The organism is Acetatifactor aquisgranensis, assembly GCF_943193215.1.
Classification (GTDB): Bacteria; Bacillota; Clostridia; order Lachnospirales; family Lachnospiraceae; genus Acetatifactor; species Acetatifactor aquisgranensis.
Map to the genome: position 1 here is coordinate 27789 of NZ_CALPDH010000022.1, position 16940 is coordinate 44728.

Annotated in this window: 12 protein-coding genes; all 12 read right to left on the reverse strand. The window is 54.7% G+C overall.

What is annotated here, in order from left to right; all coding sequences use genetic code 11:
* Positions 1–60: 60 nt before the first annotated feature.
* The gene (locus tag NFS35_RS18300) at positions 61–957 is read right to left on the reverse strand and encodes a S8 family peptidase (protein ID WP_251208549.1); all 897 of its coding nucleotides are present in this window, start codon (positions 955–957) and stop codon (positions 61–63) included.
* A gap of 73 nt (positions 958–1030) precedes the next feature.
* Entirely contained in the window at positions 1031–2038 is a 1008-nt protein-coding gene (locus tag NFS35_RS18305) for a hypothetical protein (RefSeq protein ID WP_251208550.1), read from the reverse strand.
* Positions 2039–2152: 114 nt separating this feature from the next.
* Positions 2153–3910: a Na/Pi cotransporter family protein gene (locus tag NFS35_RS18310; protein ID WP_251208551.1), complete on the reverse strand. Its 1758-nt coding sequence runs from the start codon at positions 3908–3910 to the stop codon at positions 2153–2155.
* Positions 3911–4281: 371 nt separating this feature from the next.
* Entirely contained in the window at positions 4282–6255 is a 1974-nt protein-coding gene (locus NFS35_RS18315) for an alpha-L-arabinofuranosidase C-terminal domain-containing protein (RefSeq protein ID WP_251208552.1), read from the reverse strand.
* Positions 6252–6476: a winged helix-turn-helix transcriptional regulator gene (locus NFS35_RS18320; protein ID WP_251208553.1), complete on the reverse strand. Its 225-nt coding sequence runs from the start codon at positions 6474–6476 to the stop codon at positions 6252–6254. The genes NFS35_RS18315 and NFS35_RS18320 overlap by 4 nt, the downstream gene beginning before the upstream one ends.
* A 162-nt stretch (positions 6477–6638) precedes the next feature.
* Entirely contained in the window at positions 6639–9929 is a 3291-nt protein-coding gene (locus NFS35_RS18325; protein WP_251208554.1) for a J domain-containing protein, read from the reverse strand.
* A gap of 29 nt (positions 9930–9958) precedes the next feature.
* A complete protein-coding gene (locus NFS35_RS18330; RefSeq protein ID WP_251208555.1) occupies positions 9959–11857 on the reverse strand; it encodes an Hsp70 family protein in 1899 nt (632 codons plus the stop codon).
* Positions 11858–12263: 406 nt separating this feature from the next.
* On the reverse strand, positions 12264–12980 hold the full coding sequence (locus NFS35_RS18335; protein ID WP_251208556.1) for a gamma-glutamyl-gamma-aminobutyrate hydrolase family protein: 717 nt from the start codon (positions 12978–12980) through the stop codon (positions 12264–12266).
* An 86-nt stretch (positions 12981–13066) separates the two neighbouring features.
* Positions 13067–14395, reverse strand: coding sequence for an MATE family efflux transporter (locus NFS35_RS18340; protein WP_251208557.1), 1329 nt, complete (start codon positions 14393–14395; stop codon positions 13067–13069).
* Entirely contained in the window at positions 14395–14910 is a 516-nt protein-coding gene (locus NFS35_RS18345; RefSeq protein WP_251208558.1) for a MarR family winged helix-turn-helix transcriptional regulator, read from the reverse strand. The genes NFS35_RS18340 and NFS35_RS18345 overlap by 1 nt, the downstream gene beginning before the upstream one ends.
* Before the next feature lie 232 nt (positions 14911–15142).
* On the reverse strand, positions 15143–16519 hold the full coding sequence (locus NFS35_RS18350; RefSeq protein WP_251208559.1) for an MATE family efflux transporter: 1377 nt from the start codon (positions 16517–16519) through the stop codon (positions 15143–15145).
* A 204-nt stretch (positions 16520–16723) separates the two neighbouring features.
* Positions 16724–16894 carry a hypothetical protein gene (locus NFS35_RS18355; RefSeq protein ID WP_251208560.1) on the reverse strand — a complete coding sequence of 57 codons (171 nt, stop codon included), beginning with the start codon at positions 16892–16894 and terminating at the stop codon, positions 16724–16726.
* Positions 16895–16940: the final 46 nt, after the last annotated feature.

The following is a 16940-nucleotide window of genomic DNA, read 5'->3' on the forward strand; positions in this document are numbered from 1 at the left end:
AATGCTTTTTCACAAAAAATAGCCACTTCCTGAAAGATTTTCATCGGAAATGGCATATGCTCAGCCCAGCAGCCTCTCTACGTTCAGAAGCCCCCAGCCCTGCCGATTCCAGGGGAGTCCCAGATCGGAGGCTGTATATTGTAGTTTTCTTTTGCACTCCTCGTTGGTCATGCGGGGATACTTCTGAAAAGCCAGCGCTGCCGCCCCGGCCACCACGGGCGTGGCCATGGAGGTGCCGCTCTTTGGCACGTAGGCGTATCTGCCGCGCCCTCTCTGGGCATACAGGCCACAGGAGATGATATCCGTGCCGGGGGCCACGATATCCGGCTTGCGGATGGGACTCCCTGAAACGCCCCGGCCGGAATACAATTCGCAGCTCCGGGGGTTTCCCGCCGCGAAACTTCCATCGTAGCAGCCCACTGTCACCACCCTGTTGCCGCCCACCGCGGAGATGCTGCCCTCCCTCGGGCCCTTATTCCCGGCGGCGCACACTACAAGGATTCCGCTGCGCCACAGTTCCTCCATCCTGTCCTGCAAGAGCTGCTCTTTCGCCGGTTCCCGGAGATTTCCGATTCCCACGGAAATATTCACGATTCTGATGTCATACTCCCGGCTAAGCCCCAGCACCCAGTCCAGGCCCTCCAGCATAGCCTCCGTGGAGCCATCGCCCCTCTCGTCCAGGATTTTTCCCACCACCAGCCGGATTCCCGGAGCCATGCCCCGGTAGCGGCCACCGGATAAGCGTCCGTTTCCGCACAGGATGCCGCATACGTGGGTGCCATGGCCGCTGTCGTCGTATATCCACTCCCCGTGCCCCACGAAATCACGGAAACACACTGCCCTGCCCCGCAAATCGGGATGGCTTCCCATTCCTGTATCCAAGACGGCGACCGTCACTCCTCTGCCGTCCGTTCCGGCAGGAAGTTCTCCGGCCACCATTTTCCTCACACGCTGCATATTTCAAATGCTCCGGCATATATTTGGTATATTATATGCCGATATGCGGCAATCCGTACTTCCCCGGGGCATGCTATCCGCAGATATCGCCTGGGACTTCTTTCTCCTGCGGCTTTTCCTCCTGTTGTATCTCCTCCGCTTCTATGCTATCGGCTTCTATGCCATCAGCTTCCGTTTCAGCAGGCAGTTCGGCCCGTTTTTTAAACCGCGCGAAGAATCCGCCTCTTGATGCAATGCCTCTTATAGACCGCAGGCCGCTTTCTTCTGCTTTACCCGCGGTTTCCCTGATTTTGCGGTTCTCCTGTTCCAGACGCTTCTGCGCGCGCCTTTCTTCCTTTTGCTTAATTTTCTGGTTCTTTCGGATTTCTTTTCCCGCGGCCTTTTCTATCTCGCGAATCTGACTTTTTGCATCCTGTATTTTTCTCTTTTCATGTCGATAAGGGTCATGGAGAAAGTACGATATCATACCAAGTATCGTTACTGCCCCTCCCGCAATGGCCGCATACGGAAGAAACAGATCATATTCCTCATATCCCAGTTCATAGCACACGAACATGACCATCATCGCCGGGAATATCAGTATGTACAGAATCTTACAGACCACATCCAGCAGGGCTTTCTGCTTTTTTCCGGCCAGCGCTCCCTCCACAGCGGTATAGGCTAACATCAAAAGACAGACTTTCGAGCCGAAACCGTGCAGCACTCCACAGAGGATAGTCAGCGCCAGTGACAGAAAGAACAGCACTGCGGCAGCGCCCCGATACAGAGCGTTTTTGTACTCTTTCATTCCTGCCAGCTTATCTTCGGTAATCCCGTGGGCCTCATAAATCTGCATATTCAGCTGTTCCTGGAATTCCCGGTTATATTTTCTGGCCTCTTCCGTCTGCCACATGCCGTCATCGATGGATTCCCGCAGACCGGCAATCACTTCCTGCTCCTGCAGCAGCCGTTCCAGCCTGGCGTCCTCCGCCGCGCGCTGCCGCTCTATCTGCTGCTTGATATATGCGGCTTTCTGCACCCGCAGATTTTCTTTTTTAAGTTCCTCCCGGGGCAGTTTTACCTCTTCCTGCGTATTTTCCATATCATCCGCTCCTATCCGCCGCAGGGCTCTGCATTCCAAAAAGCCCGCTCAGGAATATTATAAGACTTCCTGCGCAGGCTGGCAATATCCTCTCTCCTAAAATTGCAGACTCTTTCAATGTACGAATCTCTCAAGAGAATATTTCCCGGCATATGCCGTGAATCTCCGCTGAAAATCCGCACTGTCATTCCTTACGCTGCGGAGCGATTCGTGGAGGTTCATATTGTGTTGGGCCATATCGATGACACATCCGGCAATGTTGGAACAATGGTCCGAAGTGCGTTCCAAATTGGTGAGCAGATCCGACCATATAAAACCGGCCTCAATGGAGCAGGCCCCCTGCTGCAGGCGCAGGATATGGCGGGTGCGCAGCTGCTCTTTCAGCTGCTCGATCACCTGCTCCAGAGGCTCCACCATGGAGGCAGTCTCTAAGTCGTCCGACAGAAACGCTTTCAGCGACAGATCCAGAATTTCATTTACCGCCGAGGTGATGACTTCCATCTCAGATACTGCGGCCTCCGTGAACGTCAGCTCCTTTTCCTGCATTTCCTCTGCGGACTTCGATATGTTGACCGCATGGTCAGAAATCCGCTCAAAGTCCCCAATCATCTTCAGAAGCTTCGCCGCCTCCGCGCTGTCGGAACTGCTGATCTGTTTCTCACTGAGCTTTACAAGATAGGTTCCCAGAATATCCTCATAGTAATCAGTCTTTTCCTCTTTCTCGCGGACGGATGCCGCAAGGTGCGGGGAATCATCCTGCAGACAGGACAGGCTTATCTTCAATGCGCTTACCGCGGTCTCCGCCATGTCCGCCGCCACCTCGCGGCAGCGCTCCAGGGCAATGGGAGGAGTCGCCAGTAATCTCTCGTCCAGTTCCGACTGGCTCTCCGGCTGCTTTGCATCCGGTACGAGCCGGTTCACCAGTTTTTCCAGGAACCCTGAAAGAGGCAGCATCAATATCGTGCATAAAAGATTGAAGACGGAGTGGGCCACGGCAATGCCGAACAGGGAGGCCGGTTCCCCTAAAAGCGCCAGGTTCCAGATTTCTTTTATCAGGCAGAAGACAGTCAGCCAGACCGCCGTTCCGATTACATTGAAAGACAGGTGCACCATAGCTGCCCGCTTGGCGTTCTTGTTGGCTCCCACCGAGGAAATCATGGCGGTCAAACAGGTGCCGATATTCTGTCCCATGATGATGGGAATGGCGGCGCCGTAAGAAACCTGCCCCGTGACGGCCAGGGCCTGCAAGATGCCCACCGAAGCAGAACTGGACTGAATGATGGCTGTAAGGACAGCCCCCGCCAGCACGCCGAGAATCGGATTTCGGAACATGATGAAAAGATTCTGAAACCATGGGACGCTGCGGAGTCCGGAAACGGCCCCCGACATGGTTTCCATGCCGAACATCAGGGTGGCAAAGCCCAGCAGAATCATACCGGTATCTTTCTTTCTGTCATTCTTGCAGAACATATAGAAAATGATGCCGATCAAAGCCAGGACGGGCGTAAAGGAGGACGGCTTCAAAAGGCTTACGAATATGTTGCCGCTGTCGATTCCCGCAAGGCTCAAAATCCATGCGGTCACTGTGGTGCCGATATTGGCTCCCATGATGACATTGATTGCCTGGGCCAGTGTCATCAGGCCGGAGTTCACAAATCCCACCACCATGACCGTAGTGGCCGAAGAGCTCTGAATCACCGCCGTAATGCCCAGCCCGGTCAGAAGCCCGGCGGCTCTGTTCGTCGTCAGTTTTCCGAGAAGCTGCCGGAGATTTCCCCCGGCCCTGCGCTCCAGAGCCTGTCCCATAATGTTCATGCCGAACAGAAACAGGCTTAATCCCCCAATCAGTGTGAGTATATTGAAAATATCCATTATCTTCCTGCCTTTTCCATCTTTTTTCTATGGAATATATTTTATCAAATGTACAGCAAATCTATTATCGAGATTTTGTAAAGTTCTTGTAAAGTTTTGGTTTTAGCCTTTAATCTCTCCTGGATGTCCTGTCCTCCTCCAGTCCCTACAGAACATCAAAACCTTTCCGTCTTTGTTGCATCCGTAATTACGTTCTGCTGTTGTCACGTCTTATGTCAAATTTTCATTTGCAGCCTGTCTTCTCCCCTCTGGCATCCGTCTCGCAGCGCAGCACCTCTTTCTCCGTGAATCCGAAACAAGCAGCATAACTTGTCAGAAGTGGTGGCCACCACCTCAAGATTGTTCAAATTCCCGGCTCTGCTGATTTTTATTCAGCCTTTCCCTGTCTTGATCCTCAGCACCATAAAGGAAAGCGGCGGCATTGCAATACCCTCCAGAGCGTCATACTCTCTCTCATAAGGCACGGCCCCATCCGGCTCCTCCATGCAGTTATACACATCCCTGCCTGCCCCGGTCAGTATGACAGCCTGGGCCTTACCGCAGTTCTTCCACTCTTTCGGAAGTTCCAGATTCAGCGTCTGCTCCCTTTCTTCGGAATTGACCGCTTTTACGATTACGTCACCGCTTTCTTCGGCAAGGCTGACAGAATAATAGATGCCCTGGGCTGCAGCCTCCTTTTCCCCGCCGCAGGTATCCAGCACCGCATCTCCCATATTGCAGGCGTACATCTTCTGCACATAATAGCTGGGGCTGCCATAGCAGGACGCGCCATCGAACCAGATCATGTCCGGCGACCACTGGGTATATCCCAATCTGGCGAACAGCGGCGCGTATGAGGCCAGCACCACCACGTCCGCGTTCCGCTCCACCCCGGTGAGGAAAGCAGCCTCCGACAGAGCGCCATCCAGTGTATTTGCCTTTGGATTGTTGAATCCATTGGACGGATGGGCCGCATACTCTCCCGAGAATACTTTCACCTTTCTGGAATACCCGTCATAGAAATCCACATGCCCGTACAGCCACTCAGGCTTCACATAGTAATGTTCGTCCACGGCATACACGAAATTCTTCTGATTCTCATGGGCATGGTAGAATTCCCAGGCCTTCGTGTAGCGCTCGGAGGTCACATCGGGCCCTGCGGAACCAATCAGCCGGATATCAGGCGCTTTTTCATGTATCGCTTTTTCGAATATTTCATATCGTTCAAAGAAATCCGCTTTCTCCGTCTGCCACTGCTCATTGCCGATTCCAAGCATCGTAAGGCCGAATGGCTCCCTGTGCCCCATACGGGCGCGGACAGCTCCCCAGGGCGTGTCCTCCCCGCCGTTGGCAAATTCTATCAAATCCAGCCCATCCTGCATGAATTCCCGGAAAGCGGCACTGTCCCTGTCCACCAGCTCATCAGACTGGTACTGGCAGGCAAAGCCTACGTTCAGCACCGGCAGAGGCTTTGCTCCCAATAGCTCGCAGAGCAGGAAATATTCATAATAACCGAGGCCCAGAGTCTGGTTGTAATGGCTGTAATCGCCCTCGTATCCGTTCTCCTCTTTGGTCTCATGCACTGCCCAGCGGTTCCAGTTGTTCTTCCTGGCCCATACCGGCTTTAAGCTGTCCTTATAGCGATAGCGGTTGGCCAGGGTATTTCCCTCCACAATGCAGCCGCCCGGGAACCGCAGGAAACCAGGGCGCAGCTCTTTCAACATGTGGAACAGATCCCTGCGGAAGATACCCTCCACCGCGTCCCCGGGAAACAGCGAGACGAAATCCAGCTCTACAATGCCGGACTTTGACAGGCACAGGGCAAACGTGCCTCGCTCCACGGACTCCTGCGCCTCCATGACCGCCTCATATTTTCGGAAATGGTTGTAGGTCTCCTCCTGGCCTGCCGACGCGGAAATCTTCCCCTGGGCGTACCGGACTCCGTCCTTTTCCACGAAAAAGAGGAATTCGGCCTCAAACGCCACACATCTGGCCCAGAATGTGAGTCTGTAGTCCATTCCCTTTTTTAAATATATGCCGTCATAGGCTTTGTTCGCTATGCCCTCCCCATCCTGCGCTGTCTCCAGACGCATGTAATGGGGATTTTCTTCGCTTAAGGGACTGCCGGTGACACAGCGCAGCCTGGCCCGGGCTGTGGCCGGATACGCGCTCCAGGCATATCCGCCGTCGTATTCTGTCTGATAATCGCAGGCCTTTCCCGTGGCCTTTACAGCCTCAAAGGAACGGTTCTCCAGCATTTCGGCGTACAGGCCGCCGTCTGCCGCGTAGTTGATGTCCTCGAAGAACAGGCCTATCATGCCATTTTGTATTCTGTTTTTTTCTTTGAGTTGGATTTTAATCTTCATAACTTAGTCCTCCATCTTTTTAAGACAGTGTCAAAAACTACCCTGTTTTTGCTCAGTTTTTTCTTATTGCCTTCCGCCAGCTGGATAAAGTCAATATCTTCACCGATACGTTCGATGGTTCCGGAGTCCTTTAACTCTTTGAGGATTCTCTGAACCTGTCTTTCAGAAATCCCAAGTTCCAATGCAAGGCTTTTGGCGGTATGTCTTTCATCCTTCCACAAAAGTTTTACAGTCTCCCGCATTTTACAATGTAGTTATTCCTCTACTACAAGTCAGTATAGCATACCTCTTATAGACTATCAAAATAAATTTTGCAGTTTGAAAGATTTCTTACTCCCGGCTAAAGCTGCATCGCATATCTGCCACCCCTGACGGCAGATGCCCTATGAGAAAGCCCCGGTCTGCTGGATACGATGACGGTCTGCAATCTCCACCCGAATGCGGCGTTTTTTCAACAGCTGTACTCCCTCTCCAGGCCGTTCTTCCAGATACCACTGCACCGCATCTCCCAGAGACTGACGCTGTAGATGCACGGCAAACCCCTTTCCCCAGACAAGACAGGCTGTTTCCAGCGGATACTCCCTATACTCTGGAAGTTTCTCCCTTTCCTCTTCCCCCTGGAAATCATCCCGGGAATCCTCCGCCCGCAGCTGCTCCTGCAGTTCCAGCAAATCCAGGTTCACCTCTTCCACATAACTCCCCGTGAGGGACAGGGCACTTCCCTCCCCCTCTTCATTCCCCAGAGCCTGGCCGATGGTAAGGACATTCACCCAGTCCGGCAGCCACTTTCCGAGAGCGGCATCCATCCACCGGGCAAAAGTCTCCCACAGCCGGTATCCGCCGAACACCGTGAAGTAATCCGCCACTGTCTGCCCCGTTCCATGGACAGAATCCTGAAAATCCTTCTCCCCATAGCAGTATTCCAGCCTGTGGTCAAGCCCGGATACCGTGAGAAGCCCTCCGTAGACCTCCACCTCCGTAACGCCCTCCAGCTCCGGTCTCAGCCAGTCCGCAAGGAGCCTGTCCAGGCTTTGGGCCCGGTACATCCTGGTGGTGCCGTCAGCGTAATACATGCCGCTGTCCCCCTGGTAGACACACAGGGGCCAATAGTCCGACTGGGGCGAATATTTGAACCCCCACCCAAAGCGCCCTACATAGCGTTTCCCCTCTTTGATCTTCGTCCGGGAGACATCCATGTGGAAACCCATGCTTCTCTCATATTCTGCGGAATGGACGCCGACAGGAAAGCCGAAAGGAGACAGCGCCCCGTAGAATACCTTATCATGCCGTCTCTCCCTCTCCTGTCCATAGCGCAGCACACAGTAGCCTTCCACCCCTTCCGGGAACCCCATGGCCTTTAACACCGCCCGGGCTTTCTGCGGCAAATCCATCCCCTCCAGATTCTGCACGGCCAAAGGCACAGGCTTGGGCTGGCGCAGCAAAAGCAATGACTCCCGCGCAAGGTTTTCCAGCTCCACAGGGTCTGGCGCAGACACCCGACTCCCTCCCAGTCCCAGAGCATCCAGGGACAGCGGAACCTCCTTCCAGCCGAACTCCGCCCTTCTGAAAATCCTGTCCTCCCAGCCGAACTCCATCTGGCGGAAGATACGGATTCCTTCCCCGGAAACCACCGCCCGGAAACAGAACCTCTCCTGTTCCTCATAACAGACCGCCCTGGTTCCCGCAGGCAGACGGTCATTGTCCGCGGCCAGCAGCCTGGCCAGCAAAGGACAGATCTGGGGATACAAAGGAAGTTTCCCCAGCCACTGCAAAATCAGCTCCTCCGCCGTCGTCCGCTCCGAATTCTCAATAGCTGTCACAGCCAGCAGAAAGAAGAAATCTGCCGCCCGGGAATGCTCCAGAGCCCACTGGCGCAGTTGGGCAAAGGACAGTACCGGAGTCAGCACCGGCGCTTCCTCCACGAAATACAGGCAGTAATGATAATGGAACTCCACCCGCAAGACCTTGCCGTCTGGCAAGTCGCATACCGCGCTCACCGGTTCCGGGATAGACTCCGTCTCCTGGCAAAATCCCGTAAAGGCCCTCTGCCATACCCTGGAGGGCGCGTAGAGATAGCGGATATAGGCCGGAAGATAGCACTCCCCGTCCATCTCATACAGATATCCGTCCTCCCAGGCTCCCCGGATCCGGCTGTGGCGGAAACCGTATCCCCGCATCAGATAGTACTGCCAGAAATCCCCATTCCCCTCCAAATCGTCCATGTCCACCTCCGGAACAGGCATTCGGAAACGGTAATCAATCTCTTTGCACATCCGCCCTGTGCTCAGGGAGCGCAGCAGGCTCTCCAGTAATTCCGTGCGTCTGGGCTCCGGATAATTCCCCTGCTGCAGATACCGAATCAGTCCCTCTGTCAGGGAACGGGGCATCACGAGCCTTTTCGCTCCCCCGTAAAGCTTGTCGAACAGCCCCCTGTTCTCCCGCAGCTGCCCCCACTCCGGCATGGCGAGCAGAGCCTCCACCTGTTCTTTTATCCGGGGCGTTTCCTCGTAGATGGATTTCTCGTAATTGTTATGGTTGTCATTGATGATCCGGGAGCAAAGGCGGTATACTTTGACGGCCTTCTGCTCCAGTCCCTCCTGACCAAAGAGCATCTCCTCCACCTGAGGCAGCTGTCTTTGCACCTGTTCCTTCAAAGCCCCGTACAGCCCTCTGGTGCTGCTGTGCTCCAGCTCCCGGAAAGAGAACTTCTGGTACAGGAACTTCAGCACACATTCCGGCAGCCGTTCGTCCTTCAGCCACTGGACATAGAGCTTCACCACGCATTCGCTGCGGCTCTCGTAGTCTGTCCCGCCCAGCCGTTTGCCGTTGCGCTCATAGAGATAGTGAACCTGTCCGAAACTCAGGATATGCTGCCATTCTTCTTTTTCCGACTCCGTAAGCTGTCCCTTAAGCCCCATTTCCTTTAAATTCAGATAATCAGAAAAGGCATTATGGCGCACCTTGTTGGCGGGCTGTTTCATCATCCGCCTGGTCATGGATTTCAGGTCACAGTCCCAGCCCTGTCTGTTGAAAATCTCTGCCACCAGTTTCCTGGCGGGGAAAGTCTGCTCTACCGTGACCTTGTACCACTCCTTGGGGTATTTCATTCCCTGTCCGTACTCTTCCCCGGCAAAATGGGGAATCAGCGCATAGGCGATGGCCAGCTCCTGAAGGAGGGCCATGGGAAGATTGCCGCATGGGCAGATTTCCTGTTCCATGAGGTAGGTGTACAGGCCCCTGGCAAATTCCTCCGAGTACTGTTCTCCCAGAAAAGTCTCCGACAGGAAAAAGCGTCTCCAGGTGTCGGCGTTTTTCGCCTGTTTTGAATTTGTAAAAAGGGAGATGAATTCATGCAGGGCGCCTGTGTCCATGCTTTCCTGTATGGCCTTCTGCTGCGCGTCGGCAAGTCTCTCTAAAAGGGAAACCATCCGGCCAGATTCCGTGTCATTGCTTTTTACACTTTCACTGCTTCTTCTGTCTTCCGGGCTTTCTCTGTCTGTATCCGCTGTCCGGGCAAAATCCAGCGCCTGTCTGTAAGCCTGATTCAGCTCCACAAAATATTCCGGCTCCTCCTCCGGGTGGTGCAGCCTGGACTGGGCCGCATAAGCGCTCCGGATTGCTTTCCTGTCAGCAGTGGGTTTTATTCTCAAAAGCCCCCATATGTCACTGCTCATCGTCTTACTCCTCTTCCCAATCTTCCTGATTATTCCCTGTTTTCACAGTCCTCTTCCCGTTGTCCTGATTCTCTTTCCCTTCGCTCCGGTTCTCTCCCACTGTCACAACCCTCTTCCGAATCATTCCGGTTCTCGTCCTTGCTGTCCCAGTCCTCTTTCCCACCGTCCCGGCTCTCGTCTTCGTCGTCCCAGCCTTCTTCCTCATACCAGTCATAGGAGACTCTTCCGTCGAACAGTCTCTCCTCTTTTGTCTCCCGGCTCTCCTCCAGTATGGACAGCCAGGCCCTGGCAGTCTCCCAGGCGTTCCTGACCGCCTTCTTTCTGCCGCTGCACAGCCCCTGGGTGATGCTTCCTATCATGGCCCCGATACGCTCCCGCCGCTCTCCGGTGCTTTCCTCGAAATATGCCAGGAACCGTGCCAGCATCTCCCGGTTCTCCGGCTGCTCAATGGGCGGCAGCATAATCTTCTCCATTTCCTTTGTATACCGCTCCAACTCTTCCGCGCTCAGAGCCTGGTTCGCCAGCAGGATCTGTCTCCGCTCCCCCATTTCGTTTTCCACCGACACATGCAGGATGCCGTTGATGTCGTATGTGAACTGCACGTCCACCCAGGCCTGTCCCGCCGGTTTCAAGGCCACCTCTATGGCCACCTCCCCCAGATAGACATTGTCGTCCACATAATACTCTTCTCCCTGGTAAATCTTCACCAGAATCTCCCTCTGATAATCGCCGGTAGTGACGAACCGATTCCTACAGGAAGCGGGGAGGGTGGAATTGCGCTCAATCATAGGGCTCAAGACATTCTTGTCCTGACCGCTCCTGTTCCGAATCCCAATCCCCAGGGTAAAGGGACACACATCCGTCAGCAGCATGTCCCGAATCTCCTCCCCGCGTCTGCGGATTCCGGCGTAAATCCCCGCCCCCAGGGCCACCACCCGGTCTGTCTCGTCCAGCACCACAGGCTCTTTCCCCAGAAGCTCCGACAGGAACCGCTTCACCACCCCCAGCCTGGAGGAACCGCCCACCATGACCAGGTCATCTATCCGGGAGACCCTGGAATCCGCATCCTCCAGAAGATGCAGAAAAAGCTGCTTCATCTTCCCGAAAAGCGGCATGCACAGCTCAAAGAGAATATCCTCCGTCAACGGCGCCCTGCACGCCTTTCCTCCTACGGTCAGCTCCATGTCTGCACGCCCGCCAGAAGCCAGGGCGCATTTGCACTGCTCCGCGAGATGCCGAATCCTTGCCAGTTCCTCCAGGGGCAGCCGTTCCTCCACAAGGCCGTTCTCCCTGCAGAAATAGGACTGAATCGCCCTGTCGATGTCGTCCCCGCCCAGATGGTTGTCTCCGGCCACAGCCACAATCTCTATCACGTTCTCAAAGCATTCCACATAGGACAGATCCAGCGTCCCGCCCCCGAAGTCGAAGACGATCAGCGTCCTGTCCTCCTGACCTGCAGCCATCCGGTAGGCCAGGGCAGCCGCCGACGGCTCATTGATCAGGCGCTCCACCTTCAGCCCCGCCACCTGGGCCGCCTTCTTGGTGTCGCTCCTCTGTCTGTCGTTGAAATAGGCCGGAACCGTCACGATGGCTTCTTCAATCTCCTCCTGCAGCACCCTCTCCGCATTCCTCCTCAGCCGCTCCAGCACCATGGCCGACAGCTCCATGGGGGTATACGCTCTGCCACCCAGACTGTACTCCTTTGCCGTGCCCATAAAGCACTTGAAAGAAGCTACCGTGTCGTCGGGATGGGTCAGCAGCCGTTCCTTTGCCGCCGCTCCCACCAGAAAGCCTTCCCCCTCCACATATCCCACCGCGCTGGGGAACAGCACTTCCCCGTCCTCACCCGGAATCAGCTCCAGCCTGCCGTCCCTCCAACAGGCCGCCAGGCTGTTGGTCGTCCCCAAGTCTATTCCTATGATTGCCATGTCCCTACCTCCTGATTATCCTTATATATTCCTAAAATATCCAGATTGCTTATACTGAGGCCTTGCCCGGTTTCCCACTACAGTCCGAATCTTGAATTCTGCCAGGATGCCCACCAGAGTATTATCGCAGATCCCTCAAATGCTTTTCCCGGCCAGAGCCGTTCCGGCCCCATAAAGTTTTCTATTGTATTTACCGTGGTAAGATACAGGAATGGACAGAAAAGACCTTGAGGCAGGCCCTGTCGGACAGCAGGCCTGATATATCCGGCAGCGGGAAGAACAGCTGCCGGATATAAGAAAAAGGGCAGAGCCCAGAAACTTTTTATAGAAAGGCTGAACCAGTTACCCTGAATCACAGCACCCATTTTTTCATCGCAAGCGGATTTTTAATCCGCGGACTACTGCCTCATGCCTCCCCGGCGGCCTGCAGAAACGCTGCGAATATCTTCCGGCTGTCCTCATTGACCCGATAGGAGAACTCCGGATGCCACTGGACGCCCCAGACGAACTTCCTGTCCGGCATATAGATTGCCTCCACGATGCCGTCCGGCGCGCAGGCCATGGCCCGAAAAGGTTCGGCAAGCCGTTTGATTCCCTGATGGTGACAGCTGTTTACCCCTGCTTTCTCCGTCCGCAGCACCCTGCTAAGCGGAGAATCCGGCTCCAGACGGATTTCATGGGCCTTTCCGTCATAGGGCGGCTGCATCCGATGACAGATTTCAGAAGGGCGTTCCGTAGTCAGATCCTGATACAGACTCCCGCCGTACACCGCATTCATCAGCTGATGCCCCCTGCAGATTCCCAGCAACGCCTTATCCCGTTCCACGGCTCCCCGCAGAATACAGGCATCCATCCTGTCCCTGACAGGCGCCGTATCGCCGCACTGCCGGGAAACCTCTTCTCCGTACACGGCGGGCGCCACATCCTGCCCGCCAGTCAGCACAAAGCCGTCACAGGCCTCCAGAAAATAATCCAGCTCCGGCTCCTCCGTGCACAAAGGCGGCATAAGCACAATCGCTCCCTGCTCCTCCAGCCCTTTCATGTAGCCGGGCAGCATCCAGTAGCTGTCTCTTCCCTCATCATACAAAGGCATTATCGCTATCACAGGTCTCCCCTTATACATAATGGCCCCTCCAGTCTTTTTTAGGATTATTATAGGGGCTGGGGACATTTTGTCAAGAATTATTATTTTAACATGTATTTTTAATCTTAATAACGATATTTCTTTCTGCACCCAATCAAAAACAGCACCGCCACAACCGCCGCCATCAACTCTGCGGCCACGGTGGAGATCCAGATGCCGTCCAGTCCCCAGATCAGCGGAAAAATCAACACTGCCGCCACCTGGAACACCAGCGTCCGCAGGAAAGAAATCATGGCGGACACCAGCCCGTTCCCCAGTGCCGTGAAGAATGAGGAGCCGTAAATCGCTATTCCCGCGAACAGGAATGAAAAGGAGTATACCAGAAATCCCCGCAGGGTCATGTCCAGAAGCTCCTTGTCATATCCCACGAAAATCAGGGAAAGCGGCCGCGCCAGCCCCTCCGCCAGCACCACCATGCCTATCGAGAAGATGCCGATAAGCACCAGGCTCTTTTTCAGCAGCCCTTTCAGCTCCTCCTGGCTCCCGGCGCCGTAATGATATCCCACAACCGGCGCCACGCCCACGGCATAGCCGATGAAAGCCGCCAGGAAAATCATGCTCACGTACATCAGTACCCCATACGCCGCCACGCCGTCCTCCCCGGCATACTTCATCAGCTGGCCGTTATACATCATGCCCACCACGGACATGGAGATATTGGACATCAGCTCGGAGAAACCGTTGATGCATGCTTTCCCTATGGCGCTGCCGTCGAATTTCGTCCTGGTCAGCTGCAGCAGACTCGTGTTCGGCCGGCCAAAATAGATGAGCGGGATGATGCCGCCCACTGTCTGGCTGAGAGCCGTGGCTGCGGCCGCCCCCACCAGCCCCCATTTGAACGCCCCTACCAGCAGAGCGTCCAGCACCATATTGGTCACGCCTGCCGCCACCGTGACAGCCAGGCCCAGCTGCGGCTTCTCCGCCGTTATGAAAAAGCTCTGGAACTCATACTGCAGAATCAGCATCGGCAGCGCCACCAGAACCACGCGGCCATAAAGCACGCAGTTCTCCAGCATCTCTCCCTCCGCTCCCAGCCATACCGCCACCGGGCGGATTGCCAGCAGGCCCAGCACACCGATTACGAAACCGCAGATAATCGACACATAGACAAACAGCGAGAACAATCTTTTTGCCTTCTCCCCATCGCCTGACCCGATGGTGATGGCCACCAAAGCGCTGCCGCCGGTGCCGAACATGAAGCCCACCGTGCCCAGGATCATCAAAAAGGGAAAGATGAAGTTCACTGCCGCAAAGGGCGTCTTTCCCACAAAGTTCGATACGAAAAAGCCATCCACCACGCCGTAGATTGATGTAAATATCATCATTACAATCGAGGGGAATGTGAAACGCAGCAGCTTTTTATAGTCAAAATGGTCTGATAATTGAATTTTCATTATGAATCTGCACCTCCTGTTTCTGCCGTATCCGCCGAATCCTCCATGTCCGCCAGACTCCCGGCAGCCCCTCTGGCTCTCAGCTCCTGAACCTTTGCCCTGAGGGAGTCCAGATACCTTTGCGTCAGCCCCAGATACTGCTCCAGCTCCTCCCTGGACCAGGAATCCAGGAGGCCGTTCTCAATCTCGATCAGCTTTACCACTGTATCCTCCGCCAGCTTCTTCCCTCTCTCCGTCAGGCATACCCGCTTTTTCCGGCCGTCGGAAGCCTCCAGATAGACGATTCCCTCGCCCTCCAGCTTGCGCAGGGCAGAATTGATGGTCTGCTTGCTGATGCCGGACAGCCTGCAGATATCGCTGATCAGGCAGCTGTCGCCATTGTTGCAGATCGTATAGAGCACCTGCTGGGTGCTGTCGGACAGCCCCAGCTTCTGGGCAGCTTCGTGATAGACGGCATTGGTCTCACTGATCAGATAGTTGAACCGCTTCATCTCCGCTGTCGTATAGCCTTTCATAATGAACCTCCTTCTACTGACTTTTCCTTGTTTCGTTTTGCCATTTTTGTACGATTTCGTACTTTTTCAGTATGGTACAGTTCGACATTATAGTATGATTTCATACTATTGTCAAGAGGGCTGAACCTATGAAAGCAAGAGATATCCATCATGCTGTTTATGCTCCGGCCGGAGCGGCCCCGGGATAATGGAAAAAAAGAAGAGGCTGTCGCGAAACAGCCCCTTAAGTCCTCTAAACCGCTTTCTCTTTCCATTTCCCGCGCTTATAGAAGAAGAACGTAATCAGCGCACCGGCCACCCAGGAAGACAGCAGCGAGATAAAGATACACTCCTGTCTTCCTCCCGGGAACTGCGCAGACCTGGTGAGGAAAGCGATTCCGTAAGCCACCGGCACACGGATGAAAATCGTGGTGACAATGGATATCCACATAGGCGTCACAGTGTCTCCCGCGCCGCGCATGACGCCGGACAGGCTCTGGGTCACCGCCATGGCGATATAGCCCACCGCCAGGATGCCCATCATATCCCGGCTCAGATCCACCAGCTCCGGTGTCTTCGTGAAGATTCCCATCAGCGCTTTTCCGAATATCAATATCAATGAGGTCAGCACAGCCGACACGCCCATGGCAATCAGAGTCCCCTGCTTCGCGCCTTTCCCCACTCTGTCATACCTTCTGGCTCCCACATTCTGCCCCGCATATGTAGTCATGGCCGTTCCGAAAGAGAAATTCGGCATCATGGCAAATCCGTCCACGCGCATTATGATGACATTGGCAGCGATGAACATCTCGCCGAAGCTGTTGGTCAGGGACTGCACCACAATCATGGCCATGGAGAAAATGGCCTGGGTAATGCCCGAGGGGAGTCCCAACTGGATGACCTTCAGGGCATGGTATTTCTGCAGTTTCAGATAGGAAGGCTTCATGTCGAACAGCTCCACCATCCGCCGCAGGCGCAGAAAGCACAGCACAGCCGATATCAGCTGGGCGATGACCGTAGCCAGCGCCACGCCGCTGACGCCCATGTTCAGTTTTGCCACGAACAGCACGTCCAGGACAATATTGACTACCGTGGACACCAGCAGATAGGCGAGGGCGGCCATGGAGTCCCCCAGGCCCCTCAGGATTCCGCTCAATATATTATAGAACGCAAGCCCCGCCGATCCGATGAAGAGAATCAGCAGATATGACTGGCACCAGTCGATGATGGATTCCGGCGTGTCCAGAAGCTCCAGCAGCGGACGCGCCACAAGGGAAGCCACCACCATCACGAATATGGTGGCTATGGCCGTCAGCGTGATACAGTTCCCGATGGTAATCGACAGCTTCTCCCGCTCCTTTGCCCCGAAATATTGGGACACTATGATACCCGCGCCCACGCTTATCCCTACGAACAGCACCAGGAGCAGGTTCAGGATAGGGCCTGCGCTCCCCACTGCCGCCAGGGCATTGTCCCCCACATAGTTGCCCACTACTACGCTGTCCACCGTATTATAGAGCTGCTGGGCGATATTCCCCACCAGCATGGGCACCGTAAAGAATACGATTTTCTTCCAGGGAGCGCCTTCCGTCATATCCACTGGTTCGAAAAACTTCTTCAACATTTCCATCACTTTTCACCTCTGTGTCAATTTTATTGTCCATTATACACTGACTTGCGAAATCTGTCACTTCTTTCTTTCACAAAATATATTCCTGTACGTTTCCGGGCAATCTGTCATGGGAATCGAGTCTTGCTACCACAGCCAGAAAATCATATATTCGAAACACGGAACTGATTTTATCAATAAAAAGGTCGGTTGAGTGCGCTCCCGCTACCCCAGCACATCTATAATCCGGATCTCCACGCCCCAGTCCCGGCCCTGGACCTCCGAGCGGAAGCGCCCCTGGCACAGATATTCTCCCAGCAGGGGACTGTCCGTGATGAACCGGGGACATGCATTGAAATACGGGTCAGCCTTATTGGCGGCGGTAAATCTTGTCAAGTCCCAGAGCGTTCACCTCTTCCACAAATGCATCGAAGTTGTCCGT

Excerpts from the sequence above, each read along its gene's own strand:
- NFS35_RS18300 (WP_251208549.1), bottom strand. The coding sequence starts at position 957 with ATGCAGCGTGTGAGGAAAATGGTGGCCGGAGAACTTCCTGCCGGAACG.
- NFS35_RS18305 (WP_251208550.1), bottom strand. The coding sequence starts at position 2,038 with ATGGAAAATACGCAGGAAGAGGTAAAACTGCCCCGGGAGGAACTTAAA.
- NFS35_RS18310 (WP_251208551.1), bottom strand. The coding sequence starts at position 3,910 with ATGGATATTTTCAATATACTCACACTGATTGGGGGATTAAGCCTGTTT.
- NFS35_RS18315 (WP_251208552.1), bottom strand. The coding sequence starts at position 6,255 with ATGAAGATTAAAATCCAACTCAAAGAAAAAAACAGAATACAAAATGGC.
- NFS35_RS18325 (WP_251208554.1), bottom strand. The coding sequence starts at position 9,929 with ATGAGCAGTGACATATGGGGGCTTTTGAGAATAAAACCCACTGCTGAC.
- NFS35_RS18330 (WP_251208555.1), bottom strand. The coding sequence starts at position 11,857 with ATGGCAATCATAGGAATAGACTTGGGGACGACCAACAGCCTGGCGGCC.
- NFS35_RS18335 (WP_251208556.1), bottom strand. The coding sequence starts at position 12,980 with ATGTATAAGGGGAGACCTGTGATAGCGATAATGCCTTTGTATGATGAG.
- NFS35_RS18340 (WP_251208557.1), bottom strand. The coding sequence starts at position 14,395 with ATGAAAATTCAATTATCAGACCATTTTGACTATAAAAAGCTGCTGCGT.
- NFS35_RS18345 (WP_251208558.1), bottom strand. The coding sequence starts at position 14,910 with ATGAAAGGCTATACGACAGCGGAGATGAAGCGGTTCAACTATCTGATC.
- NFS35_RS18350 (WP_251208559.1), bottom strand. The coding sequence starts at position 16,519 with ATGGAAATGTTGAAGAAGTTTTTCGAACCAGTGGATATGACGGAAGGC.